The organism is Providencia sp. PROV130 (assembly GCF_028482225.1).
In the GTDB taxonomy this organism is placed as follows: Bacteria; Pseudomonadota; Gammaproteobacteria; order Enterobacterales; family Enterobacteriaceae; genus Providencia; species Providencia rettgeri.
In genome coordinates this window covers 17,422-40,123 of the sequence record NZ_JAMPQC010000037.1, presented here as the reverse complement: position 1 = coordinate 40,123, position 22,702 = coordinate 17,422, and the positions used below count along the sequence as shown (strand labels likewise).

Sequence of the window (22,702 nt, the reverse complement as noted above, 5' to 3'; positions counted from 1 at the left end):
CCCTTTTTTTCATATTTTTTTTCGTTCGCTCAGCTTTCCATCAAATTTAACTTAAATAGCTAGTTTTTGCAGCGTTTTGAACCCTTCGGCTTCGAGAACTGGTTGTAACCCTTTTACGTTGTCATCCATTAATAAGCAATATGCGAAGTTTTCCTCATCTGAATTGATGATTTCAGCTTGATTATTAATGAGCCAAATAGTTCTTCTGGCGATTGCAGAACCTGAATCAATGAATCGAGTTCCATCTGGTAGCACTTTTTCGAGCTCTTCTATTAATAAAGGAAAATGGGTGCAACCTAAAATAACGGTATCAGGCGGTTCAGGCATGCGGATCCATGGTCTGACGGCTTGAGCGACTTCATCTAATGGTAAGCTTTCCCCATGCAGTTTTCTTTCTGCGAGTTGAACGAGTTCCGCAGAGCCCAATGAAATGACTTTGCAGTCTGTAGCAAACCGTTCGATCAGCTCTTTGGTGTATTCGCGGTTTACAGTGCCTTTCGTCGCCAATAAACCCACCACGCCATTACGCGTTAACTTGGTTGCGGGTTTAATAGCTGGAACAACCCCAACAACTGGGAACGTAAAATGTGCTCTCAAATTAGGGAGGCTGACGGTACTTGCCGTATTACAAGCAATTATCGCAATAGTTAAAGGATGCTTTGCAGCTATCGCATTTACGATTTGATAAACCCTATCAATAATAAACTCTTCACTTTTTTCGCCATAAGGGAAGGCTTCATTATCGAATGCATAAATATAGTGTGCATACGGGATCAATTTTTTGACTTCACGATAGACAGATAACCCGCCCACTCCAGAGTCAAATACTAGAATGGTCGGGCGAACAGATAGGTTGTTATCAGAAGTTGTAGCTTCCAGTGAGGAAATATTCTCTTCCAGCGGTGCGATAACCATACGCGGTCTCATAGTCTTTATCGAACATATTAGCTATTTTACCACGAATTGTGAGATGTGAAGTGATTGGATATGCAGCCGTAAGATCCCAGATGCTTACTCCGCCGACTTTAGTGCGTTGATAAGTTTCATTGATATCATAGCGACTGCCTATATATTGGTAAGTCAGCCCCATATCTACCGCAGCAATATTCCAATCTAGCTGGTATTTGACTTGTTGTTTTGCTCTACGATTAAGCACTTTATTTGTTTTTTCATTTCTTGGGTCTAGATACTGTAACGTGAGTTGATGGCTAAATAGGCCTGTTTGTAATTCACCATTCCACTCGACACCTTTAATCTTTGCCTTGCCAATATTGTTATAAGAACTAGCATAAGTCACTGGATCCGTAGTGAAATCAATCAGATTAGTTATCTCGTTTTCATACCCAGTTAATTGCCAAAATAATAACCCTGTTTCGCCTTCTAAACCAATTTCCCACTGTTTACTTTCTTCTGGCTTTAAATTTGGATTTCCTTTAATGTTCCAAGCAACATTATCTGTATAAAGCTGACCTAAATTAGGGGCTTTATACGCTGTAGCATAAGAGCCGATGATCTTATATCCATCATAAAATTCCCAACTTAAACCTGATTGCCATGTCGTGTGCCAGTTAAATTCAGAATAGTGATCTGAACGTACTGCCCCTTCCGCACTGACAGAGTCGATGAGTGCATATTGTCCTGTAAGATAAATACCTGCGTTATTGACGGTTTCTTTTTTGCTTGTCATCGTATAACCACCGGGCTCGATACTTTGACGTTGATAATCGACTCCGGCACTGATATTTCCTTTTTCTAACCTATAGCTATTACCCCATTGAAAGTTATATTGGTCTGATTCATCAATTACAGAACCGCTACCATACCGCCCATTATGATAGTTGTAGTTATAATCTTTCATATGGCTATAGCTCCCAAGCAAACTTGTAGAGTACTTACCATTCGCATATTTCAACCCAGATTCATATGTTCTGCTATATAGCTTACGAGTGTCTGCTGGTGTACCGTCATAACTCGTACGATTGTCATAACCATAAGCGCGTGCATAAGCAGAAAGATCGGAAGAAAATTGATGCTCAACACCTAACCATAACGTTTTATTCAAAAAACCATCTTTATCGGGTTGAGGGCCCCCGCCTGTATTGCCTCTGGCTTCAATATCAAACCCTTTGGTATGCGTATAAGCTCCGGCTGCGGTTACCGTCGTATTTTCACCAATTTTTTGCTGAGTCGAACCGTTATAGTTTTGGTAGCTGTGTGAGCCAATACCTGCATTTAAAGTTGTGCCATCGTTATCACGGCGCGTAATAATATTCACTACACCGCCAACGGCATCAGAACCATAAACCGCTGAACGGGCGCCGCGAATATATTCAATACGTTGTACCAGTGAGATAGGAATTTGGCTCATATCGGAAGAACCGGAAATACCCGCTTGATTCAGACGAACACCATCAATCAGCACTAAAACATGGCGTGACTCTGTGCCACGTATAAATAAGGAGCTTTGTTGACCCATTCCCCCGTTTTGCGCAATATCCACTCCTGGCAGGCGTCTTAATACATCTATCACAGTATTGGATTGCCAATGATCGATATCTTCACGAGTGACCACCGTCACTGGCGCTAATATAGAAGAAATAGGTTGTTCAAAGCGGTTAGCAGACACGACCACTTGGTCAGTTTTATTATTTGCACTTGCCAAAGAAGAAGTAGCGCACAATACAGCCAGCGCAGCGGCCGATAACGGCAGCGACTTTTTATTATTCATTATGATTACACTCGGAAAATCAATTCAATTAATGTTCCGCGAGGTTGAATATAGATTCGCGCAGATATTCAACAAAGCGATTGGTAGCGTGGCAGGTATCGGACTTATAAAGTAACAAGTTGGGTTTCTATATATGAAATAAAAACGATATATAAAATGAAAATTCGACCTGTTATATCCCCTAAACAATTCAAGTGACATGTAGGCGGCAAGCGAAGATATCCCTAGGAGCATACTGAAGTATGTGACTAGGGTAGCTGAGCGATGCCAACACCCATGTAGCTTGAAGAATGACGGGGATACCTTAATTACCGTTGCGCGTCAGTCTTGGATTTACACCAAGTTCCCTAAACCACAGCCTATTATCGTAAGTTGAATAGTTATGAGTGTCTATGGATGGATAATGAAAACTGGACATCTTCGCCGCATTCCCTACAATTTCGCTCCTGATACGAATTTATTACTGTTTTATGGAGCCAAACATGCCAAACACCTTGCACACTGAAGACTACGAACAACAGCTCGTAGAAAAAACGGATCGTTTAAAGGCGATGATGGCTCCTTTTAACGCCCCTGAACCTGAAATTTTTTCATCACCAAAGTCGCATTACCGGATGCGCGCCGAATTTCGCGTCTGGCACGATAATGACGATTTATTTCATATTATGTTTGATAAGGAAACTAAAGAAAGGATCCGTGTTGACCAGTTCCCTGTCGCAAGTCAGTTAATTAATGACATGATGGCAGCGTTATTGCCGTTAATTAAGCAAAATGAATTACTGCGTCATAAATTATTTCAAATTGACTATTTATCAACACTAAGTAATAAGCTGATTGTTTCGCTGCTTTACCATAAAAAACTCAGTGAAGAGTGGGTTACTGAGGCAAAAGCCTTAAAAGCCGTTTTAGTTGAACAAGGCTTTGATGTGCAGTTGATTGGCCGGGCGTCAAAAACAAAAATCATGTTAGACAATGATTATGTGGATGAAATATTACCGGTAATGGGTAAAAATATGGTTTATCGCCAAATCGAAAATAGCTTTACGCAACCTAATGCACAGGTCAATATCAAAATGTTGGAATGGGCAATTGGGGCAACACAGAATTCGACGGGGGATTTATTAGAACTTTACTGCGGAAATGGAAACTTTTCATTGGCATTAGCGCAAAATTTCGAACGCGTATTAGCCACTGAAATTGCAAAACCTTCCGTGGCTGCGGCTCAATATAATATCGAAGCCAATAATATTGAAAATGTACAAATTATTCGTATGTCTGCAGAGGATTTTACCCAAGCCATGCAAGGTGCTCGTGAATTTAGGCGCCTAGAGGGTATTTCTTTAGCAGACTACCAGTGCAATACCATTTTCGTTGACCCGCCTCGCAGTGGTTTAGATGCAGAAACAGTGAAGCTAGTTCAGGGTTATGACCATATCCTATATATTTCATGTAACCCAGAAACGCTATGCGATAACTTAGTTGAGCTGACTAAAACGCATAAAATAGAGAAATTAGCCTTATTCGACCAATTCCCTTATACCCATCATATGGAAAGTGGGGTATTACTGAGCCGCTATTAGTTGGCTGAAAACTCGGTTATTAAAAACAAAAACGCCGCATTTTACTGCGGCGTCTTATTTAGTAGAAAAGTCGTCTAAACTTAGTTTTCGACTTCTTGCTCAAGTGCCAGCTCTGCTTTTTCTTTCTTACGTGCTTTCCAGCTTGAATACATCCACAATGCGATAATGACAATAAAGGTTGCTGGGATAAAGTTAGAGCCTATTTCAGGGTTTTGAACGCGTAAAATCGCGGCATAACCAAATAGACCAATAAAAAAACTACCAGCAACAAATTTTGGCAACCCCATCGGCATGGCTTGATGTAAATAGCGCTGGTGTAAACAATACGCAGCTAATATTAGGGTTAAAATTGGAAAAAATGAAAAGTCGACCAACGAGTTAAACAGCGTTGAAAACGTCCCATGGGTTGCAAGGCCAATCACAAAGGCTAGCAATAATGTGCTTCTTTCATAACTTTTTTGATCCGTCATTGATTCTCCTTATTATTTAGTAAGGTCTGGGTCAGTTTGATTTTGTTTTTCCTGTTCCCGGCGGTACCAGTAGTAGGCGCCTTTCGCGATCATTCTTAACTGTAATACCAGCCGTTCTTCGAGATTTCTGCGTTTTTCTTCATCAATGTCTAGCGCTTCCGCACCTGCGCTAAAGACAATCGTTACCATGGCCTCGGCTTGCATTTCTGTAAAATGGCGAGGCATACGGCTTTCAAGTTCAAGGTAATCGGCCAATTCCGCAATAAAATGTTGAATTTCCCGAGCGACAGCTGCACGAAACTCCGCAGATGTTCCCGAACGCTCCCGCAATAATAACCTAAAGGCATTAGGGTTATTACCAATAAACTCCATAAAAGTTGAGACTGATGTACGGATCACACTCCCGCCTTTTGCAATACGCTGTCTTGCTTGGCGCATTAACTGGCGTAACATCAAACCACTTTCGTCAACCATCGTCAGCCCGAGTTCATCAACATCCTTAAAATGACGGTAAAATGAAGTTGGTGCAATCCCAGCTTCACGTGCAACTTCCCGTAAACTGAGGCTAGTAAAGCTCCGCTCAGCGCTTAATTGGCTAAATGCGGCTTCGACGAGTGAACGCCGAGTTTTTTCTTTTTGTTTTGCTCTAACGCCAATTGTGTTGCTCACGGTGATCCTAATTTCTTATCATGGAAGGTCAATGTAATAAGTATTACTCTTCGCCTAGCATACCTGAAAATAATTAAACTGTTTTGGAGAAAAAGCGACTATCGCTGCAATTTACTCATTTTCAGAATTTAACTTAGCCTTTTTTCAATTAGTTTTTTAACGCTGATATACTACCAACCTTTCACTAAACAATACTTCAGCAAATCCCTACTTTATGAATCTATGAATTATATTTAGGTATTTTTCTGAGGCTCTTGAACTAAAATATTTTCGCCTAAGAATTTCAAATTGAGATAAGGCGGCAAAACAAGCGAATTTCTGAAAGCATATATAAGTATGTGACTAGGGTAAGCGAATGTCGCCAACGCTATATCAATTTGAAAGACGGCGAGGAAATTAGGTGAAATAACCAACTAATGATAACATCTTGTTGTCATTTTGTTTTAGAGCAGGTCTTACCTCATGCAACTTACCCATTTTGATGCAATAGTCATTGGTTCCGGTCCTGGTGGTGAAGGCGCCGCCATGGGGCTAGTGAAACAAGGAAAAAACGTTGCTGTTATAGAACGTTATAATAATGTCGGCGGAGGCTGTACCCACTGGGGAACCATTCCCTCAAAAGCCCTCCGTCATGCTGTTAGCCGTATTATCGAATTCAACCAAAACCCTCTTTATAGTGATAACTCCCGTAGCTTAAGCTCCTCTTTCTCTGAAATTCTGCGACATGCTGAAACGGTAATTAGCCAACAAACACGCATGCGCCAAGGATTTTACGAACGTAATGGTTGCCAAATGTTTTCGGGTGAAGCCACCTTTATCGATGAACAACATATCAGTGTCCGCTACGCGGATGGAAGTTGTGATGTTTTAAGTGCAGATAAAATCGTAATAGCCACTGGCTCTCGTCCATACTGCCCTTCTGACGTTGATTTCAACCATTCTCGGATCTACAACAGTGATACTATTCTCAACCTGACCCATGAGCCTCGCCATGTGATTATTTATGGTGCAGGTGTTATTGGCTGTGAATATGCATCTATTTTTCGTGGATTAGGGGTTAAAGTTGACTTAATCAACACCCGTGATCATCTCTTGGCCTTTCTTGACCAAGAAATGTCAGATGCCTTGTCGTATCATTTTTGGAATAGTGGTGTTGTTATTCGCCATAATGAAGAATATGAAAAAATCGAAGGGGTTGAAGACGGTGTTATTGTTCACCTGAAGTCGGGTAAAAAAGTCAAGGCGGACTGTTTACTGTATGCGAACGGAAGAACTGGTAACACTGATAGCTTAGGTCTGGCTAATGTCGGGATCGAAGCAGATGGTCGCGGTTTAGTTAAAGTCAATAAAGCGTATCGCACCACTAATGAACATATTTATGCTGTTGGTGATGTCATTGGCTACCCAAGTTTGGCCTCTGCAGCTTATGACCAGGGCCGAATTGCAGCCCGAGCCATTGGGGGTAGTTTAGGTAATGCGCATTTAGTGGAAGATATTCCAACAGGGATTTATACCATTCCTGAAATTAGTTCAGTTGGTAAAACAGAACAAGAACTGACCGCAATGAAAGTGCCTTATGAAGTTGGCCGAGCACAGTTTAAACATTTAGCACGTGCACAAATCGCAGGTATGAATGTCGGTAGTTTGAAAATATTATTCCATAGAGAAACATTACAGATATTAGGTATTCACTGTTTCGGTGAGAGAGCGGCTGAAATTATCCATATCGGCCAAGCTATCATGGAACAAAAAGGTGAAGGTAATACTATCGAATATTTCGTCAATACGACGTTCAATTACCCGACGATGGCGGAAGCTTTCCGTGTTGCAGCTTTAAATGGTTTAAATCGACTCTTTTAATTATTCTGTGATTTATGGTTGCCAAAAATTTGGCAACCATCATCAACTAAAAAATAATATTGGTAGCTTAACCCTAAACTCTATTTTTATAATAGTTATCCATTGAGTTATAGATGGTCTCCGCTAATTGTTCATAGCGCCCACGTAACGGTGAACCCGGGCGATAAACTAATACAATGGTTCGTTTCGGTTCAGGTTCAATGCAATTTAAATAACATACCCCATCACGACAAACTTCATTTGGCACCGATAAATCAGGTAAAAGTGTAATTCCACTCCCTGCTGCCACCATATTTCTTAACGTTTCTAAGCTCGTTGCCCTGAAGTGTGTATCTTCTTTAGCACCCGCTTGGAAACAAAAGCCCATTGCTTGGTCACGTAAACAGTGGCCATCTTCTAACATTAATAGCTTTTCACCTGACAATTCACTCATTTCAATCGTATCACGGTCATGCCATGGGTGACTCTCGTAAATAGCCAATTTCATCGGTTCTTCAAATAAAGGCACAACAATGAAAGGGTCCGTTTCTTTTACTTCCGCTAAAATAGCGCAATCTAATTTACCACTGTCTAACTGAGCTAATAATTGCTGAGTTTGCGCTTCATGCAAATAGATTTCTAATTTAGGGTGAGCTTGGTGCAATTGCGGAATAATATGAGGTAATAGATACGGCGCAACCGTTGGAATTAAACCAATATGTAATGGCCCTGACATGCTTTCCCCTTGGAGGGCTGCCATTTCTTGTAATACTTTAATTTCACGCAAAATAGTACGGGCTTGTTCAACTAATAACAAACCTTGTTGAGTAAAAAGAACTTTACGGCTAGTTCTTTCCAACAACATCACGCCAAGTTCTTCTTCTAATTTACGAATTTGGCCACTAAGAGTTGGTTGGCTAACATGACAAGAATCCGCGGCACGTCTAAAGTGTTTATGTTCGGCGAGTGCGACAAGGTACTCTAAATCTCGAATATTCATATTTCTTTTCCTTTCGTGAATTCTCTGTCAAACCAAAGATAGATAATACCAATCACTATATCGATATTGTTTTGTTTTATCTATTGATAAATTGAAAAATAGGGGGGAAACCTCATTTTTTGAAGGATACACGCAATATAATGAAACAAAATGTAATATTTAGAAACAAAATGTATCTCATTCGTGACTCTTCAAAAGAGAGAATAGTTAATTAATAATTAAATTCATTTACCATTAGCGTTTCAATATAACATTCTTAATAAAATCATTAACTGTGTTTTTTTAGAATAAACTTTCAATAAGTTACATCTTAACGTTGCCAAGTAAAATCCCAACATTCTCCTCAAAAAATATAGACTATTTTTGTCATTAAATCACACAACCAATAAAATTAACTTAATTTTAACATTCAGTTAATGTCACTAAAATAATTAAAATATTAGCGTTTAATATACATTCAGTCACATTTAAGCAGTTGTGAATTCATTAATTTATACAAAAATTAATTATAAAGATAAGGAAACAAGAAGTAATTTTTATAAAGAAATCAAAACAATAAATAATCATTCACTAACGCGCTCAAAATTAATGTTTTATTCAACACTCCCTTAAAACAGGAGAAAACACTATGAACGCATCGATATCGTCTTGTTTTAACTCACAGATTAAATCTTTATTGTTATTCTTTATAACATTATTTATTTCACTTAATGCGAATTCATTAGCCAAAGAGCATTCAGGAGTTATTACCTTCACCGGTAATGTTGTTAACGCTCCCTGCTTAATGTCCCATGAAGCATCATCACATTTACGTGTTGGATGTCTAGATGAACAATCAAAGATGAAAACAGAGTATGTTGATATTCATAGATTAAGTCGTACAACAAAAAGCATAGAACTCTCTAATCAACTCGGAAACTATCAATTTAAATGGCTAGATAGTTCGAACAAAACCGGACTAATTAAAGTGCAGTATCAGTAATTGTCTCGCTATAGGTTCTATTAGGGCTCTTAGGAGCTCTTTTTTACTCTCAATAAGAGTTTATAAGACTCAGTAATAATATATATTCTTCAATTGTTGAATAACGTCTATTACATATCACTCCACATGTCGCTCATTATATTCCAATAAAATAAAAGAAACATTTTGTTATATTTACTTTCACTTTCTATTAAAGTTTGTAAGTTTTTATATAAAAGTAAATGTAAATTGCAGACTGATTTTGTTAAATCTTATTCTAAGCATTATTGCAGATTGATAACAACAAAAAAGCACTAGAGAATCCAACTATAAAAAACCAGCAATAAATACAAATAAGGGAATAAAACCCCACAAATATCATAATTTACAGTTTTATTATCCATTGAAATGCAAAGGGATAACTTTAAATCATAGTGGGAGTAATTTTATTTTCTTTATATTTTTAAACATTTCCTTTTTTAATTTTACACCTAAATGGCGTTTTTCAATTTATAATCCCCCTCATCGAAAACACCAGGGAATATCAGTTCACTATTATTATTCTTATTTAAGAGCACACAAATCTAATTTAAACATACAGCAAGTTGATTAATCAAAAATCAATGACGGGATACTATTATGAAAAATTTATTAACAAAAACTCAAAAATTTAGCCTTCGTTCACTTTGCGCATTATTGTTCGTTACAACCGCATCTATTCATGCTTATGCAAGTAATGACCAACAAAATGGGGTTATTCATTTCTCTGGTGCAGTCGTATTTCCGCCTTGCTTTAATGAAGTGACCGACAAACATGTCACATTGAATTGCTTAAATAATCAATCTGATATGGTTGCTAGTAAAATTAACTTGAATGATGTTGCAAATACTCAAGGCTGGAAGGTAATCAATGAAGGTAGAGGAGAGTATTCATATAACTGGGTGAATGAAGAAAAACAACTCGGAATGCTAACCATTAAATATATTTAAAAACAAACGCGTTATGGGAATCGGGGTAGTCATGCTACCCCCCATTTTTTCTTCTACAACTAATCACAGTTCTAATCGTTTTTTTGCTTCCACAATAGCACTTGCCACTTGCTTCTGAGACACCCCACCTTTTGCTAACCGCTTATCTAAACAAGATTGTAGCGATAAAATTTCATAGACATCCAACTGAATAGTGTCACTGAATTTTTGCAAATCACTGAGAGCCATTTCTTCTAAAGCTTTACCTTGCCCAATTGCTGCAACAACCGCTTCGCCCACGATATGATGCGCTTCGCGGAATGGAACACCTTTAGCAACGAGGTAATCAGCAAGCTCAGTTGCGTTGGCATAACCTTGCTTCGCGGCATCTTCACAACGGCTACGACGAATTTGAATACCATCAAGTACTAACGCAGCCATATGCATGCAATCTAACCAAGTATCTAATGCATCGAATAACCCTTCTTTGTCTTCTTGCATATCTTTGTTATACGCAAGCGGTAATCCTTTAAGGGTCATCATCATACCTGTCAGTGCACCTTGGACACGGCCACATTTTCCGCGGATTAATTCCAATGCATCTGGGTTTTTCTTTTGTGGCATTAATGATGAACCTGATGTCACTTTGTCTGATAACTCGACAAAACCAGCTTCACCACTATTAAAGAAAATTAAATCTTCAGCAAAGCGGGATAAATGAACCATACCGATACTTGCGTTGGATAATAGTTCAAGCACGTGGTCTCTATCTGAAACGGTATCTAAGCTATTACGTGTTGCAGAAGCAAAACCTAACCATGATGCTAGCTGCTCACGGTCGATATCATAAGCCGTGCCTGCCAATGCTCCGCACCCTAATGGACTGACATCTAAACGTTTTAGTGTATCTTTTAAACGGCTTTCATCACGCGCTAACATTTCACTGTAAGCTAAGCACCAATGTGCAAAAGTAACAGGCTGGGCGCGTTGTAAATGCGTATAACCTGGCATCACGGCTTCTTGATTATTTTCTGCAGTCAGCACCAGTGCTTTTTGTAGCTCTGTTACTGCTTCAAGTAGCAATGCAACTTGGTCTTTACACCACAATTTTAAATCTGTTGCGACTTGGTCGTTACGGCTACGGCCTGTGTGTAATTTTTTACCTAAATCACCGACTTTATCAATCAGTTGCCCCTCAACCCAGCTATGAATATCTTCTGCGTCACTTTGCAGAATAATTTCAGGGTTATCTTGTACTTCTTTAAGTAAGGCATTTAGCGCTTGTTCTAAAGTTTGTTGTTCGCTATCAGACAATACACCAACTGTTACCAGTGATTTTGACCATGCGACTGAGCCGATAATATCTTGTTGCGCCAAGCGATAATCGAAACGCAGTGAATCATTAAACTGTTTAAACCGTTGATCTGCTTGCTGACTAAAACGTCCACCCCAAAGTGCCATAACGAATCCCTACCTGATTGATAAAATAAGTTTTTAACCCCGATAGCGGTCTTGGCTATCGGGGGACTACTATTTGATTTATTTCGCTTTGTTTTGTTCTTTCAGCGCACGGATACGTGAAGATAGCGAGTAAAGACGAATAAACCCACCTGCATGGCTGTGATCATAAACTTCATCTTCACCGAATGTGGCAAACTCTTCTGAATACAAGCTCTTATCCGCTTTTTTCTGAATCGCAGTCACTTGCCCTTTATATAATTTCAGAACAACTTCACCTGTCACATCTTGCGCTAATGATTCAGCAGCGGCTTGCAGCGAGTGACGTAATGGCGCAAACCAACGCCCATCATAAACCACATATGACATTTCTAAACCAAGTTGCTCACGCCATTTGTAGCTGTCACGGTCAAGAACCAGTTGTTCAATACCACGCAGAGCAGCCATCATAATTGTGCCGCCTGGGGTTTCATAACAACCACGGGATTTCATACCCACTAAACGGTTTTCAACAATGTCGATACGGCCCACACCGTGTTTTGCCCCTAAAGTATTTAATGTTTCTAAACAACCGAGTGGGGACAATGCTTGCCCATTTACCGAAACGACTTCGCCGTGTCTAACACCAACGGTAACCAGTTCAGCTTCATCCGGTGCATCTTGTGGGTCGACAGTCCATACCCAACAATCTTGGTTTGCCGCATTCCATGTGCTTTCTAATACGCCACCTTCAGTAGAAATGTGCCATGCGTTTTCATCACGACTATAGATTTTTTCTAAGCTGGCTGTTGTTGGAATATTACGTTCTTTCAGGTAATCAAGCAGCGCTTCACGGGAACGTAAGTCCCACTCACGCCATGGTGCAACGACTTGTAACTGTGGTGCTAATGCCGTATAAGTGCTTTCGAAACGCACTTGGTCATTACCTTTACCTGTTGCGCCATGGGCAACAGCATCTGCACCCACTTTTAAGGCAATTTCGACTTGTGCTTTAGCAATAATTGGGCGAGCCATTGACGTACCTAATAAATAGCTGCCTTCATATAATGCACCTGTTTTTAATACAGGGTAAATATACTCTTTGATGAACTCTTCTCGTAAATCAACTACGTAGCATTCAGATGCACCTGATTGCAGGGCTTTTTTCTCAACGCCCACTAAATCTTCACGGTCTTGCCCCACATCCGCAACGAAGGCCACGACTTCGCAACCATCATAGTTTTCTTTTAGCCATGGAATAATTGCTGATGTATCCAGACCACCTGAATATGCTAATACAATCTTTTTAATGCCCTTTTTCATAACGTACCTATCCGCTCAATTAATATTGTTATTCCATGGCTCATTTATGATGCCAAGATCCGTGTTCCGATTGCGGTTCCATTAAACAGCTCGGGAAGTTGTTCTGCATGACGCCAGCTTGCAATATCCACAGAACGTTGCAAGGCTGCCGCAGCGTCTAATGCTGCATTAACCTTCACAATCATTCCGTCGGTAATAATTCCCTGTTCAATTAACTTTTGCGCTTTTTGCGTCGTCATTTCATCAATTTTTTGGCCTTTACCATCCAAAATACCGCTCACATCGGACAATAAGACCAGATCTGCATTTAATGCTTGGGCGATAGCCGTTGCGGCTTGATCCGCATTCACGTTCATCAACTCACCTTCTGGTGTGATACCAATAGAGCTGATAATGGGTAAATAACCCGCACCCAACAATAATTTCAATAATTTCGCATCACCAGGTTTAGCATTACCGACATGGCCTAATTCTTCGTTTAGTTGCGTCACCGTGGCGCTTTGACCATCACCAAGAGAAAGACCTACTGCCGGAAGTTGATACTTCGTTGCCCATGCCAATAATGTTTTATTCGCGGTGCCTGCTAATGCCCCCGTAATAATATCGATTTGATCTGCTGGCGTGACACGCAACCCTTGCTTTTTAACCACGGGTAATTGCAGTTTTTGCATCAATTCATCAACTAAACAACCACCACCATGCACAATCACCAACTCGCGTTGATGAGCTTGCCGATAGGTTTGGATAGCTGTAAATAATTTTTCAAGCGCCTCGACGCTATCAAGTAATACTCCGCCCAATTTAATCACTAAGGGTTGCATGGGGTTAATCCTTCTTAAAGTAAAGACTGAGTTTCAGCAAAACCAAAACGAATATTCATGCACTGAACGGCTTGTGCTGCTGCACCTTTGAGTAGGTTATCTTCTGTACCTACTAAAATCAGGTGTTCACCTTTCAATACATAGCCAATATCACAAAACGGCGTACCAACTACCGATTTCAATGCAGGAACGCCTTTTTCATATAACCGCACTAACGGTTTATTTTGATAGGCATCTTTAAACGTTTGTGTGATTTTTTCTGCTGTCACACCTGTTTTTACTTTGCAAGTAATCGTTGCCAGAATGCCTCGAGAGAAATTACCCAAATGGGGTGTAAAAATAACCTCTCTCCCTAAATGAGTCGCTATTTCTGGTTGGTGACGATGCGTAAAGATGCCATAAGGTTGCAAACTCACCTCACAAAAGCTGTTGGTCATTGAGGCTTTACGGCCTGCTCCAGAGACACCGCTGGTAGCATTAATGACTGGCCACATAGCTTCATCCAGTAAATCTGCTTCAATCAATGGCTTAAGTGCTAATTGGGAAACCGTTGGGTAACACCCTGGTACTGCAATCAATTGTGCTTGATGAATTTTATCAGCCTGCCATTCTGCTAAACCGTAAACTGCTTGCATTAGCCATTCAGTATTTGTATGTTCAAAGCCATAGTATTGCGTATAAAACGCAGGATCTTGGACACGATAAGCACCGGATAAGTCGAACACCACGCAGCCCGCTTCAAGAAACTGAGGTGCAATGTCATGGCTCACTTCATGTGCCGTGGCAAGGAAAACAACATCAATACCTTTCGCTGCTTCCGCGACATCGGTTAATGGCAGAACGGGAAGGTCGATGATGCCTTTATACTGAGGGTGTAAATCAGAAAAACGTTTATTTGCATCCGCACTTTGCTTCGATACCAGCAATCCTTGAAGATTAACTTCCGGATGGCGTTGCAAATAAGCGGCTAATTCTGCTCCAGTATAGCCACTGGCCCCGATAATGAGTGTGTTCAACATATGCTTTCTACCTTGTACTCGTGACCCAAACAGTTTAATGTGTATTTTTATTCAAATAAAGTGCATGAATATTGATACTATTATGGATAAAGGCTGTCAACAGTGAATATTAAATTACCTGCATTTATTGAGATTTATCGTCAATTAATTGCCATTCCGTCGATTAGTGCGACTGATTCTCATTTGGATCAGAGCAATAAAGCTCTGGTGGAACTTCTCGGTGGATGGCTGGAGACGTTAGGTTTTTCGGTCAACATTCAACCTGTACCGGAAACGCGTGATAAATATAATTTGCTTGCATCCATTGGTGAAGGTAATGGAGGGCTGATGCTATGCGGCCATACCGATACCGTACCCTTTGATGATGGGCGTTGGAGCAAAAACCCGTTTGAGCTGACAGAGCATGACGGTAAGTTATATGGGCTCGGAACCGCAGATATGAAAGGCTTTTTTGCTTTTATTGTTGATGCGTTACGCGATATGGATTTAACTCAGCTCAAACGTCCACTGCATATATTAGCCACAGCAGATGAAGAAACATCGATGGCTGGTGCGCGTTATTTTGCAGCCAGTACAGCGCTAAGACCAGATTTTGCCATTATTGGCGAGCCAACATCTTTACAACCGATTCGCGCGCACAAAGGGCATTTATCAAATGCTATCCGCATTACTGGGCAATCGGGGCACTCTAGTGACCCAGAACGTGGCGTCAATGCAATTGAATTGATGCATGAGTCTATTTCCCACCTAATGGACTTACGAAATACGTTAAAAGAACGATTTAACAACCCTGCATTTGTCATTCCCTACCCAACGATGAACTTTGGTCATATTCATGGTGGTGATGCTGCCAACCGAATTTGTGGTTGTTGTGAATTACATATGGATATTCGCCCGCTACCTGGGCTAACTTTGCAAGATTTAGATGAGCTACTTAATGAAGCTCTTGAGCCGGTTAGTGCCCGTTGGCCAGGCCGCTTGACGGTTGAATCCATGCATCCGCCGATCCCTGGCTATGAATGCCCAACGGACCACAAAATGGTCGCAGTGATTGAGCAATTGTTAGGGCAAAAAGCAGATACCGTGAATTACTGTACTGAAGCACCGTTTATCCAAGAGCTCTGCCCAACGTTGGTTCTTGGCCCTGGTTCTATTGAGCAAGCACATCAACCTGATGAGTTTATTGATATGTGCTTTATTGAGCCTACTCGCCAATTAATTAGCCAAATGATTGAGCACTTCTGTTTCACTGAGTAAATCTGACTAGCTATAGATTCGAACGCGACCCTGAAAAGAGTCGCGTTTTTTATCATGAATTTTTTTCCTATTGCCTTTGAAAAAACCTCAGCGTCATAATTTAATTTAAGTATTGACTATTGATACCGATCTGGTAATTTCTATTTAGACGTCTAAACGTATAGACGCACAAATGGATATAATAACGTACAAAAAATAGTTAGTCTGCAAATTGCGAGGTTACAGGGTATGAGTTTTTTTCACGCAAATCAGCGCGAAGCGCTAAATCAAAATTTAGCTGAGTTAGATGGCCAAATTAATGTTTCATTTGAATTTTTCCCACCTCGCAGTGAAGAGATGGAGCAGACACTATGGAAATCCATCGATCGACTCAAAAACCTGAAACCTAAATTTGTCTCCGTGACTTATGGTGCGAATTCCGGCGAACGCGACAGAACGCATAGCATCATCAAAGATATTAAAGATAAAACCGGTTTAATTGCCGCTCCTCACCTAACTTGTATTGATGCAAGCCCCGATGAACTGAAAACCATTGCCCGTGACTATTGGAATAATGGTATTCGCCATATTGTGGCACTGCGCGGTGATTTGCCTGACAACAGCCGTAAGCCAGATATGTATGCCGTTGATCTCGTCGAATTGTTAAAAGGCGAAGCGGATTTTGATATTTCTGTCGCCGCCTACCCTGAGGTTCACCCAGAAGCTAAAAGTGCCCAAGCCGATTTAATTAGTTTAAAAAAGAAAATTGATGCGGGTGCTAACCGTGCAATTACTCAATTTTTCTTTGATGTTGAAAGCTATTTACGTTTTCGTGACCGCTGTGTCGCGACTGGCATTGATGTGGAAATTGTACCGGGGATCTTACCGGTCTCTAACTTTCGTCAACTTGAGCGTTTTGCCAAACTGACTAACGTACGCATTCCTGCGTGGATGAGTAAAATGTACGAAGGGTTAGACAATGACCCAGAAAGCCGAAACCTTGTTGGAGCATCCATTGCCATGGACATGGTTAAAATTCTTAGCCGTGAAGGCGTAAAAGATTTCCACTTTTACACATTGAACCGTTCTGAGCTTACCTATGCTATCTGCCATACTTTAGGCGTTAGGCCTTAGCCCCTCAATATCGTGATGTATTTTTAAAAGTACATCACGACATTGCTTTATGAAAGTTTCCTAATTCCACTTAGTTAAACTCATTGAAATCGAAAAATTCCAACAATGAGTATTAAATATGAAAGTTGAGTCCAATATCTCTTCGGTGAATACTTCACCATCCACCTCGATTAAAACAGCCGCATTCCCTACTGGATCATTTGAACAACGGGATGTCGTGATTATTAATCCCTATATGAATGGAGGTGGGGATAAAGTACTGGCTAATAAAGTCGCAAACATTGCTTTAAATGATGGCTGTAGGGTATCCATCATTTCAATAAATGCTGACAATATTGCAAAAATGGGCTGTCGTAATTTGTCGTTAAATGACCCCACTTTTAATTCAATTGACCAATTGAGAAATCCATTACTTATTATTACTCCAATTAGCACGCTGGAACCTCAACAAATTGAGTTTTGTATCACGCGGCTATGTCAACACCTTGATTTTAAAAAACAAAAAGTAATGATCCTTGATGAAATGGATGTCCGTCCTCAAGACAGTAAACGGCTAGAATGTATAAAGCACCTACGTCATAATGGGTTTAAAAATATCCGCGCTTATAACTTAGGGTTAAATAATGGGATAGGTTATTTAGCAACAGAACAGAAACAGATAGATAATATTAAACACCGTTTCAAATATGAGTTATCCAACTTAATGGATAGTTATAATTTATCGTTAGCAAAAGATACCCACCACTATTTAGCCTATCTCAGTGCTGAACCTGTGTACCGACAAGCCAAACTCCCCATGCATAGTGCACAATTGTTCATTGCTAATAAACTTGTAGAAACACATCATGATAATAAAGATACAAATTTTATTATTGTGATACGCCAGCTAGCCAATTGTTATCGTGATGATTTCAATATAGAAGAATTTGATAGGCATACAAAATACTACTTTGACGGTAAAGAAACTGTTTCCTCAGCCCTACAAGAAATACTAATAAAAAAAGAAGCAGGGAAATTTGATTCACCAATGTTATTTTCAAAAGCACAATTATATCTTGCAGATACAGAGCAAGGAAAATTAGAAAAACTTTTTGAGCTTAAAGGTACTGGAAACCGACAAATTAATATTGTTGTAACTGAATCCCTCCCTAAAAATATTTTTGAGGATTTCATGTACTTGGCTGATTCCGGCATGATGAGCGGTGATCAGTCACTTAGTGAGTATTTATCCTTAAAAAGCGCCGTGCCTTACTACGACATGCAACCATGGAAAGAGGAGGTTGCTGATGGCTTAATCAAGTATGCAGAACAACATGGAACCAAAGATACTATGGTTTCTAAAATCAGTGGTTACAAACTTAGTGGCGACATCAGGGCTTCCTATTTAAATGCAGCCCAGTATATTCCACCAACCCCAGAACAATTAGCTCAAGAAGAGGCAACTAATAAGAAAATTGCTAGCTTAAAAGCCAATGGTAAAATTCGTGAGTTCATCACGCCAAAAGAAGAATGGAAAAGATGGGATCAGTGGAAAGAAAGTCACTAATCGAGCAGAAGGCGGGATCACTCCCGCCGTCCCTTCATACCACTGTACGTACGGCTCAGTATATGGCTGCTCCTATCTATATTGAAATAACTTCAATACATGAATCTGTTTCGTTCATTGTGCCTACGACACGCTCAGAAAGCATATGTGATTTGTCGCTCATGATATGCTATTAGTTAGCTAGCACTACTTTAATTAGCTTAAAAAATAAAGATCATCAATTAGCTGGAACTGGCTATTTATATTTATTGTTTACAAAATAGCTTCTATTTTTTACAAAAATACATTGGCGCGATATCGAAACTGATTAGTTTCCCGACCCACGTATCCATAATAAAATCAGTGTTATTATCTTCTATATTCAAGTTTATCTTACCGCAATAAATATATTTAACGGTTAATGGTATAAATTAATTTTTAATATAATGAAAATTATCGCTTAAATATCAACCACAGAATTTAACATTACTGAAATATTAAATCCTCACAAATAATCATGTATTTCTTCTACAATTATCGTCCTATGCAAAATCAAATAAAAATAACTAAAAAGCTAAATTCATAGAAATAAAAACCATAAAAATGTAATAATTCAGTTAAATTATGCAGTTTTTAGTATCATCTTATAAACACAAATCACCCTTTGATAAAATTATCTATCAAAAAAACAATCACAAACCATCATTCACTCCACTATTACTTTCTAATTATGACATTTTTCATTAAATTATCTTTTTTATTTGAACGCTTTTGAATTTTTCAAAAGTCAGCGTATATTTAATATTGAGCTCAAAATTAATACTATTTAATTACCACATGGTCATTGAGGAATTAAGACATGAGTAATAATGCATTAAATTCAAAACACAATGGAATGGATGATGTCTACGCATCATTAGAATTATCCAAATCATTACCAAAAACCAAATTTCCATTGAAGGAACAAGCACCACGTAATGTATTTAGTGCAGTACGCGATGAATTAATGTTAGATGGGAATTCACGCCAAAACTTAGCAACATTCTGCCAGACATGGGTAGATGATGAAATTCGTGATTTGATGGATTTGTCTATCGACAAAAACATGATAGACAAAGATGAATATCCACAAACGGCGGAAATTGAAAACCGCTGCGTACACATGTTAGCGGATTTATGGAATTCACCAGATGCAGAAAATACCCTTGGTTGTTCAACCATCGGGTCCTCAGAGGCGGCAATGCTTGGTGGGCTCGCGTTAAAATGGCAATGGCGCAAAAAACAAGCCGCTAAAGGGAAACCGACTGATAAACCCAACTTAATTTGTGGCCCAGTTCAAATCTGTTGGCACAAATTTGCCCGTTATTTTGATGTTGAACTGAGAGAAATTCCACTTGAAGGCGACCGCCTTATCATGACACCGGAAGAGGTGCTCAAACGCGTCGACGAAAATACCATTGGTGTGGTCCCAACGCTTGGGGTGACATTTACCTGCCAATATGAACCCGTCAAAGCCGTACATGATGCACTCGATAAACTGCAAAAAGAGACTGGGTTGGATATCCCTATCCATGTGGATGGGGCGAGTGGTGGGTTCTTAGCACCATTCTGTGCACCAGACTTAGAATGGGATTTCCGCTTACCGCGCGTAAAATCCATTAATGCATCAGGTCATAAGTTCGGTTTAGCCCCATTAGGTGCTGGCTGGGTAATTTGGCGTGAAGCCAAAGACCTTCCAGAAGAATTGATTTTTAATGTGAATTATTTAGGCGGCAACATGCCAACATTCGCACTCAATTTCTCTCGTCCTGGTGGTCAAATCATTGCCCAATATTATAATTTTTTGAGACTAGGTCGCGAAGGCTATGCAAAAATCCACAACGCTTGCTACGCAACCGCACAATATCTTAGCCGTGAAATTGAAAAATTAGGGCCATTTGAAATGATTTTTGATGGTGATAGTCAAACTGGTATCCCGGCATTAGCCTGGAAACTAAAAGAAGGCACAACCACCAGCAAATATTCCCTCTATGACATCGCAGACAAACTGCGCAGTCGCGGCTGGCAAGTTCCAGCTTATTCCATGCCAGCAAACCGTGAAGACCTTGTTATTCAACGTATTCTAGTGCGTCATGGTGTTAGTTTAGATTTAGCGGCATTACTGATTGATGACTTCAAACGTACTTTAGAATATTTCGATAAGCACCCCGTCAATCAACCGCTAACGGAAGAAGAAGGCGGCGGCTTTAATCATAGTTAATTCTTTTATTCATGATTGTGTTGTTAACGAGCCAAAGAGCTTTAGGTTCTTTGGCTCCTACTGAGATCCGCCCAGCAAAGGCTGATTGTTTATCGATTTGAGGAGAACTCGTATGGCAACAACGACAGCTCCAGCCGCAAAACAGCTCACATTACTCGGCTTTTTTGCCATTACCGCATCGATGGTGATGGCCGTTTATGAATATCCAACATTTGCGACATCTGGCTTTAGCCTCGTATTTTTCCTGCTATTGGGAGGATTATTGTGGTTTATTCCTGTCGCCTTGTGTGCCGCAGAAATGGCAACCGTAGAAGGTTGGGAGGAAGGTGGTGTATTTGCATGGGTTTCTAACACATTAGGCGAACGCTGGGGATTTGCCGCCATTTCATTTGGTTATTTACAAATAGCAATTGGCTTTATTCCTATGCTGTATTTCGTCTTAGGGGCACTGTCTTATATTTTAAATTGGCCAGAACTTAATACAGACCCAATCACTAAAACGATAGGGGCGCTTGTTATTCTCTGGGTATTGGCTTTCACTCAATTTGGTGGAACCAAATACACGGCAACCATTGCAAAAATCGGTTTCTTCGCAGGTATTTTGCTCCCAGCTCTAATTTTAGTCTTTTTAGCGATCAGCTATTTAGTTAGCGGCTCACCATTAGCAATTGAAATTAGTACTGAAACTTTTATTCCTGATTTCACCAAAATTGGCACACTAGTGGTATTTGTTGCCTTTATTTTGAGTTATATGGGTGTTGAGGCATCCGCAACCCACGTCAATGAGATGAAAAACCCCGGCCGAGATTACCCCGCAGCGATGTTTTTACTGATGATAGCGGCAATTTGTTTAAGCTCAATTGGTGGGTTATCGGTGGCAGCTGTGATCCCAAACAGTGAAATTAATTTATCTGCTGGCGTAGTACAGACATTCAATGTGCTTGTCACACACTTTAATTCCTCCCTTGAATGGGCCGTAAGAATTATTGCTGCATTATTATTACTTGGTGTGCTGGCTGAGATTGCTTCTTGGATTGTGGGGCCATCCCGCGGTATGTATGTCGCGGCACAGAAAGGCATTCTGCCGCAAAGCTTTGCCAAGGTGAATAAAAATGGCGTGCCGGTAACACTGGTGATTTCCCAATTACTGATCACAACAGTGGCAATTATTGTCCTCACCAATACTGGGGGCGGTGGCAATATGTCATTCCTTATTGCGCTCGCCTTAACCGTAGTTATCTATTTATGTAGCTATTTCATGCTATTTCTCGGTTACATGCATTTAGTGTGCAAGCAACCAGAGAAAAAACGTGCATTTAATATTCCCGGAGGAAAAGGCGTTAAAGTTCTCGTCGCATTAGTTGGCTTCATTATTTCTATCTTAGCCTTTATTGTTTCATTCTTCCCACCGAGCTCTTTACCTGAGGGGGCGAGTGATAATACCTATGTGACATTACTTACGGTTAGCTTTGTGATTATTTTCTTACTTCCCTTTGTGATTTATGCTTTCCATAACAAACAAGGTAAAAAAACGAATGTCGCGATGGTGCATATCAAAACGCACAATGCGCCAGCTAACCATTTCTTTATTCACCCTCGAGCTCGCTCTACATATCACTTGATTCATCATGATAAACCAGATGATGGCTCATCCAATTCGTAATACCCTGTAAAAATAATGAGGGCTACCATTTGGTAGCCCTCATATTATTCAAGTATTTTAAAAATCAA

At 40.0% G+C, this 22,702-nt stretch carries 18 protein-coding genes; 9 read left to right on the top strand and 9 right to left on the bottom strand.

Going from position 1 to position 22,702, the window contains the following annotated elements; all coding sequences use genetic code 11:
- Positions 1-51 precede the first annotated feature (51 nt).
- Together murI and btuB are read right to left on the bottom strand one after the other, a co-directional pair.
- Positions 52-915: a glutamate racemase gene (gene murI, locus PSF28_RS21315; protein ID WP_210840170.1), complete on the bottom strand. Its 864-nt coding sequence runs from the start codon at positions 913-915 to the stop codon at positions 52-54.
- Positions 860-2,728, bottom strand: a complete 1,869-nt coding sequence (gene btuB / locus PSF28_RS21310; protein WP_272685620.1) for a TonB-dependent vitamin B12 receptor BtuB — start codon at positions 2,726-2,728, stop codon at positions 860-862. Before btuB ends, murI begins: the two co-directional genes overlap by 56 nt.
- Before the next feature lie 482 nt (positions 2,729-3,210).
- Between btuB and trmA the strand changes: the two genes are divergently transcribed.
- The gene (gene trmA, locus PSF28_RS21305) at positions 3,211-4,308 is read left to right on the top strand and encodes a tRNA (uridine(54)-C5)-methyltransferase TrmA (RefSeq protein ID WP_210840172.1); all 1,098 of its coding nucleotides are present in this window, start codon (positions 3,211-3,213) and stop codon (positions 4,306-4,308) included.
- 80 nt (positions 4,309-4,388) lie between these two features.
- On the opposite strand, the gene PSF28_RS21300 is transcribed toward trmA, so the two are convergent.
- Positions 4,389-4,778: a YijD family membrane protein gene (locus PSF28_RS21300; RefSeq protein WP_004907104.1), complete on the bottom strand. Its 390-nt coding sequence runs from the start codon at positions 4,776-4,778 to the stop codon at positions 4,389-4,391.
- A gap of 12 nt (positions 4,779-4,790) precedes the next feature.
- Positions 4,791-5,447 carry an HTH-type transcriptional repressor FabR gene (fabR, locus tag PSF28_RS21295; RefSeq protein WP_004265350.1) on the bottom strand — a complete coding sequence of 219 codons (657 nt, stop codon included), beginning with the start codon at positions 5,445-5,447 and terminating at the stop codon, positions 4,791-4,793.
- A gap of 462 nt (positions 5,448-5,909) precedes the next feature.
- Between fabR and sthA the strand changes: the two genes are divergently transcribed.
- The gene (gene sthA / locus PSF28_RS21290; RefSeq protein WP_004907101.1) at positions 5,910-7,307 is read left to right on the top strand and encodes a Si-specific NAD(P)(+) transhydrogenase; all 1,398 of its coding nucleotides are present in this window, start codon (positions 5,910-5,912) and stop codon (positions 7,305-7,307) included.
- A gap of 73 nt (positions 7,308-7,380) precedes the next feature.
- Here sthA and oxyR read toward each other — a convergent pair whose 3' ends face one another.
- Positions 7,381-8,286, bottom strand: a complete 906-nt coding sequence (oxyR, locus tag PSF28_RS21285; RefSeq protein ID WP_004907100.1) for a DNA-binding transcriptional regulator OxyR — start codon at positions 8,284-8,286, stop codon at positions 7,381-7,383.
- Positions 8,287-8,914: 628 nt separating this feature from the next.
- Between oxyR and PSF28_RS21280 the strand changes: the two genes are divergently transcribed.
- On the top strand, positions 8,915-9,268 hold the full coding sequence (locus PSF28_RS21280) for a hypothetical protein (RefSeq protein WP_210840069.1): 354 nt from the start codon (positions 8,915-8,917) through the stop codon (positions 9,266-9,268).
- A 618-nt stretch (positions 9,269-9,886) separates the two neighbouring features.
- The gene (locus tag PSF28_RS21275; RefSeq protein WP_210840070.1) at positions 9,887-10,237 is read left to right on the top strand and encodes a hypothetical protein; all 351 of its coding nucleotides are present in this window, start codon (positions 9,887-9,889) and stop codon (positions 10,235-10,237) included.
- A 63-nt stretch (positions 10,238-10,300) separates the two neighbouring features.
- Here the strand turns inward: PSF28_RS21275 and argH are convergent, their stop codons facing one another.
- The 4 genes from argH to argC form a co-directional block, all read right to left on the bottom strand.
- On the bottom strand, positions 10,301-11,677 hold the full coding sequence (gene argH / locus PSF28_RS21270; protein WP_210840071.1) for an argininosuccinate lyase: 1,377 nt from the start codon (positions 11,675-11,677) through the stop codon (positions 10,301-10,303).
- Positions 11,678-11,755: 78 nt separating this feature from the next.
- The gene (locus tag PSF28_RS21265) at positions 11,756-12,976 is read right to left on the bottom strand and encodes an argininosuccinate synthase (RefSeq protein WP_272685619.1); all 1,221 of its coding nucleotides are present in this window, start codon (positions 12,974-12,976) and stop codon (positions 11,756-11,758) included.
- A 44-nt stretch (positions 12,977-13,020) separates the two neighbouring features.
- Positions 13,021-13,797: an acetylglutamate kinase gene (argB, locus tag PSF28_RS21260; RefSeq protein WP_210840073.1), complete on the bottom strand. Its 777-nt coding sequence runs from the start codon at positions 13,795-13,797 to the stop codon at positions 13,021-13,023.
- 14 nt (positions 13,798-13,811) lie between these two features.
- Positions 13,812-14,816 carry an N-acetyl-gamma-glutamyl-phosphate reductase gene (argC, locus tag PSF28_RS21255; protein ID WP_210840074.1) on the bottom strand — a complete coding sequence of 335 codons (1,005 nt, stop codon included), beginning with the start codon at positions 14,814-14,816 and terminating at the stop codon, positions 13,812-13,814.
- A 102-nt stretch (positions 14,817-14,918) separates the two neighbouring features.
- Between argC and argE the strand changes: the two genes are divergently transcribed.
- The 5 genes from argE to gadC all read left to right on the top strand — a co-directional run bounded on the left by argE (position 14,919) and on the right by gadC (position 22,634).
- Positions 14,919-16,073 carry an acetylornithine deacetylase gene (argE, locus tag PSF28_RS21250; protein WP_210840075.1) on the top strand — a complete coding sequence of 385 codons (1,155 nt, stop codon included), beginning with the start codon at positions 14,919-14,921 and terminating at the stop codon, positions 16,071-16,073.
- A 228-nt stretch (positions 16,074-16,301) separates the two neighbouring features.
- Positions 16,302-17,186 (top strand): methylenetetrahydrofolate reductase, encoded by an 885-nt coding sequence (gene metF / locus PSF28_RS21245; RefSeq protein WP_210840076.1) that lies wholly within the window; start codon positions 16,302-16,304, stop codon positions 17,184-17,186.
- A 118-nt stretch (positions 17,187-17,304) separates the two neighbouring features.
- Positions 17,305-18,732: a hypothetical protein gene (locus PSF28_RS21240; RefSeq protein WP_210840077.1), complete on the top strand. Its 1,428-nt coding sequence runs from the start codon at positions 17,305-17,307 to the stop codon at positions 18,730-18,732.
- An 838-nt stretch (positions 18,733-19,570) separates the two neighbouring features.
- Entirely contained in the window at positions 19,571-20,971 is a 1,401-nt protein-coding gene (locus PSF28_RS21235; protein ID WP_004907076.1) for a glutamate decarboxylase, read from the top strand.
- Positions 20,972-21,083: 112 nt separating this feature from the next.
- A complete protein-coding gene (gene gadC / locus PSF28_RS21230; protein WP_004907073.1) occupies positions 21,084-22,634 on the top strand; it encodes a glutamate:gamma-aminobutyrate antiporter in 1,551 nt (516 codons plus the stop codon).
- The last annotated feature ends 68 nt before the right edge of the window (positions 22,635-22,702 follow it).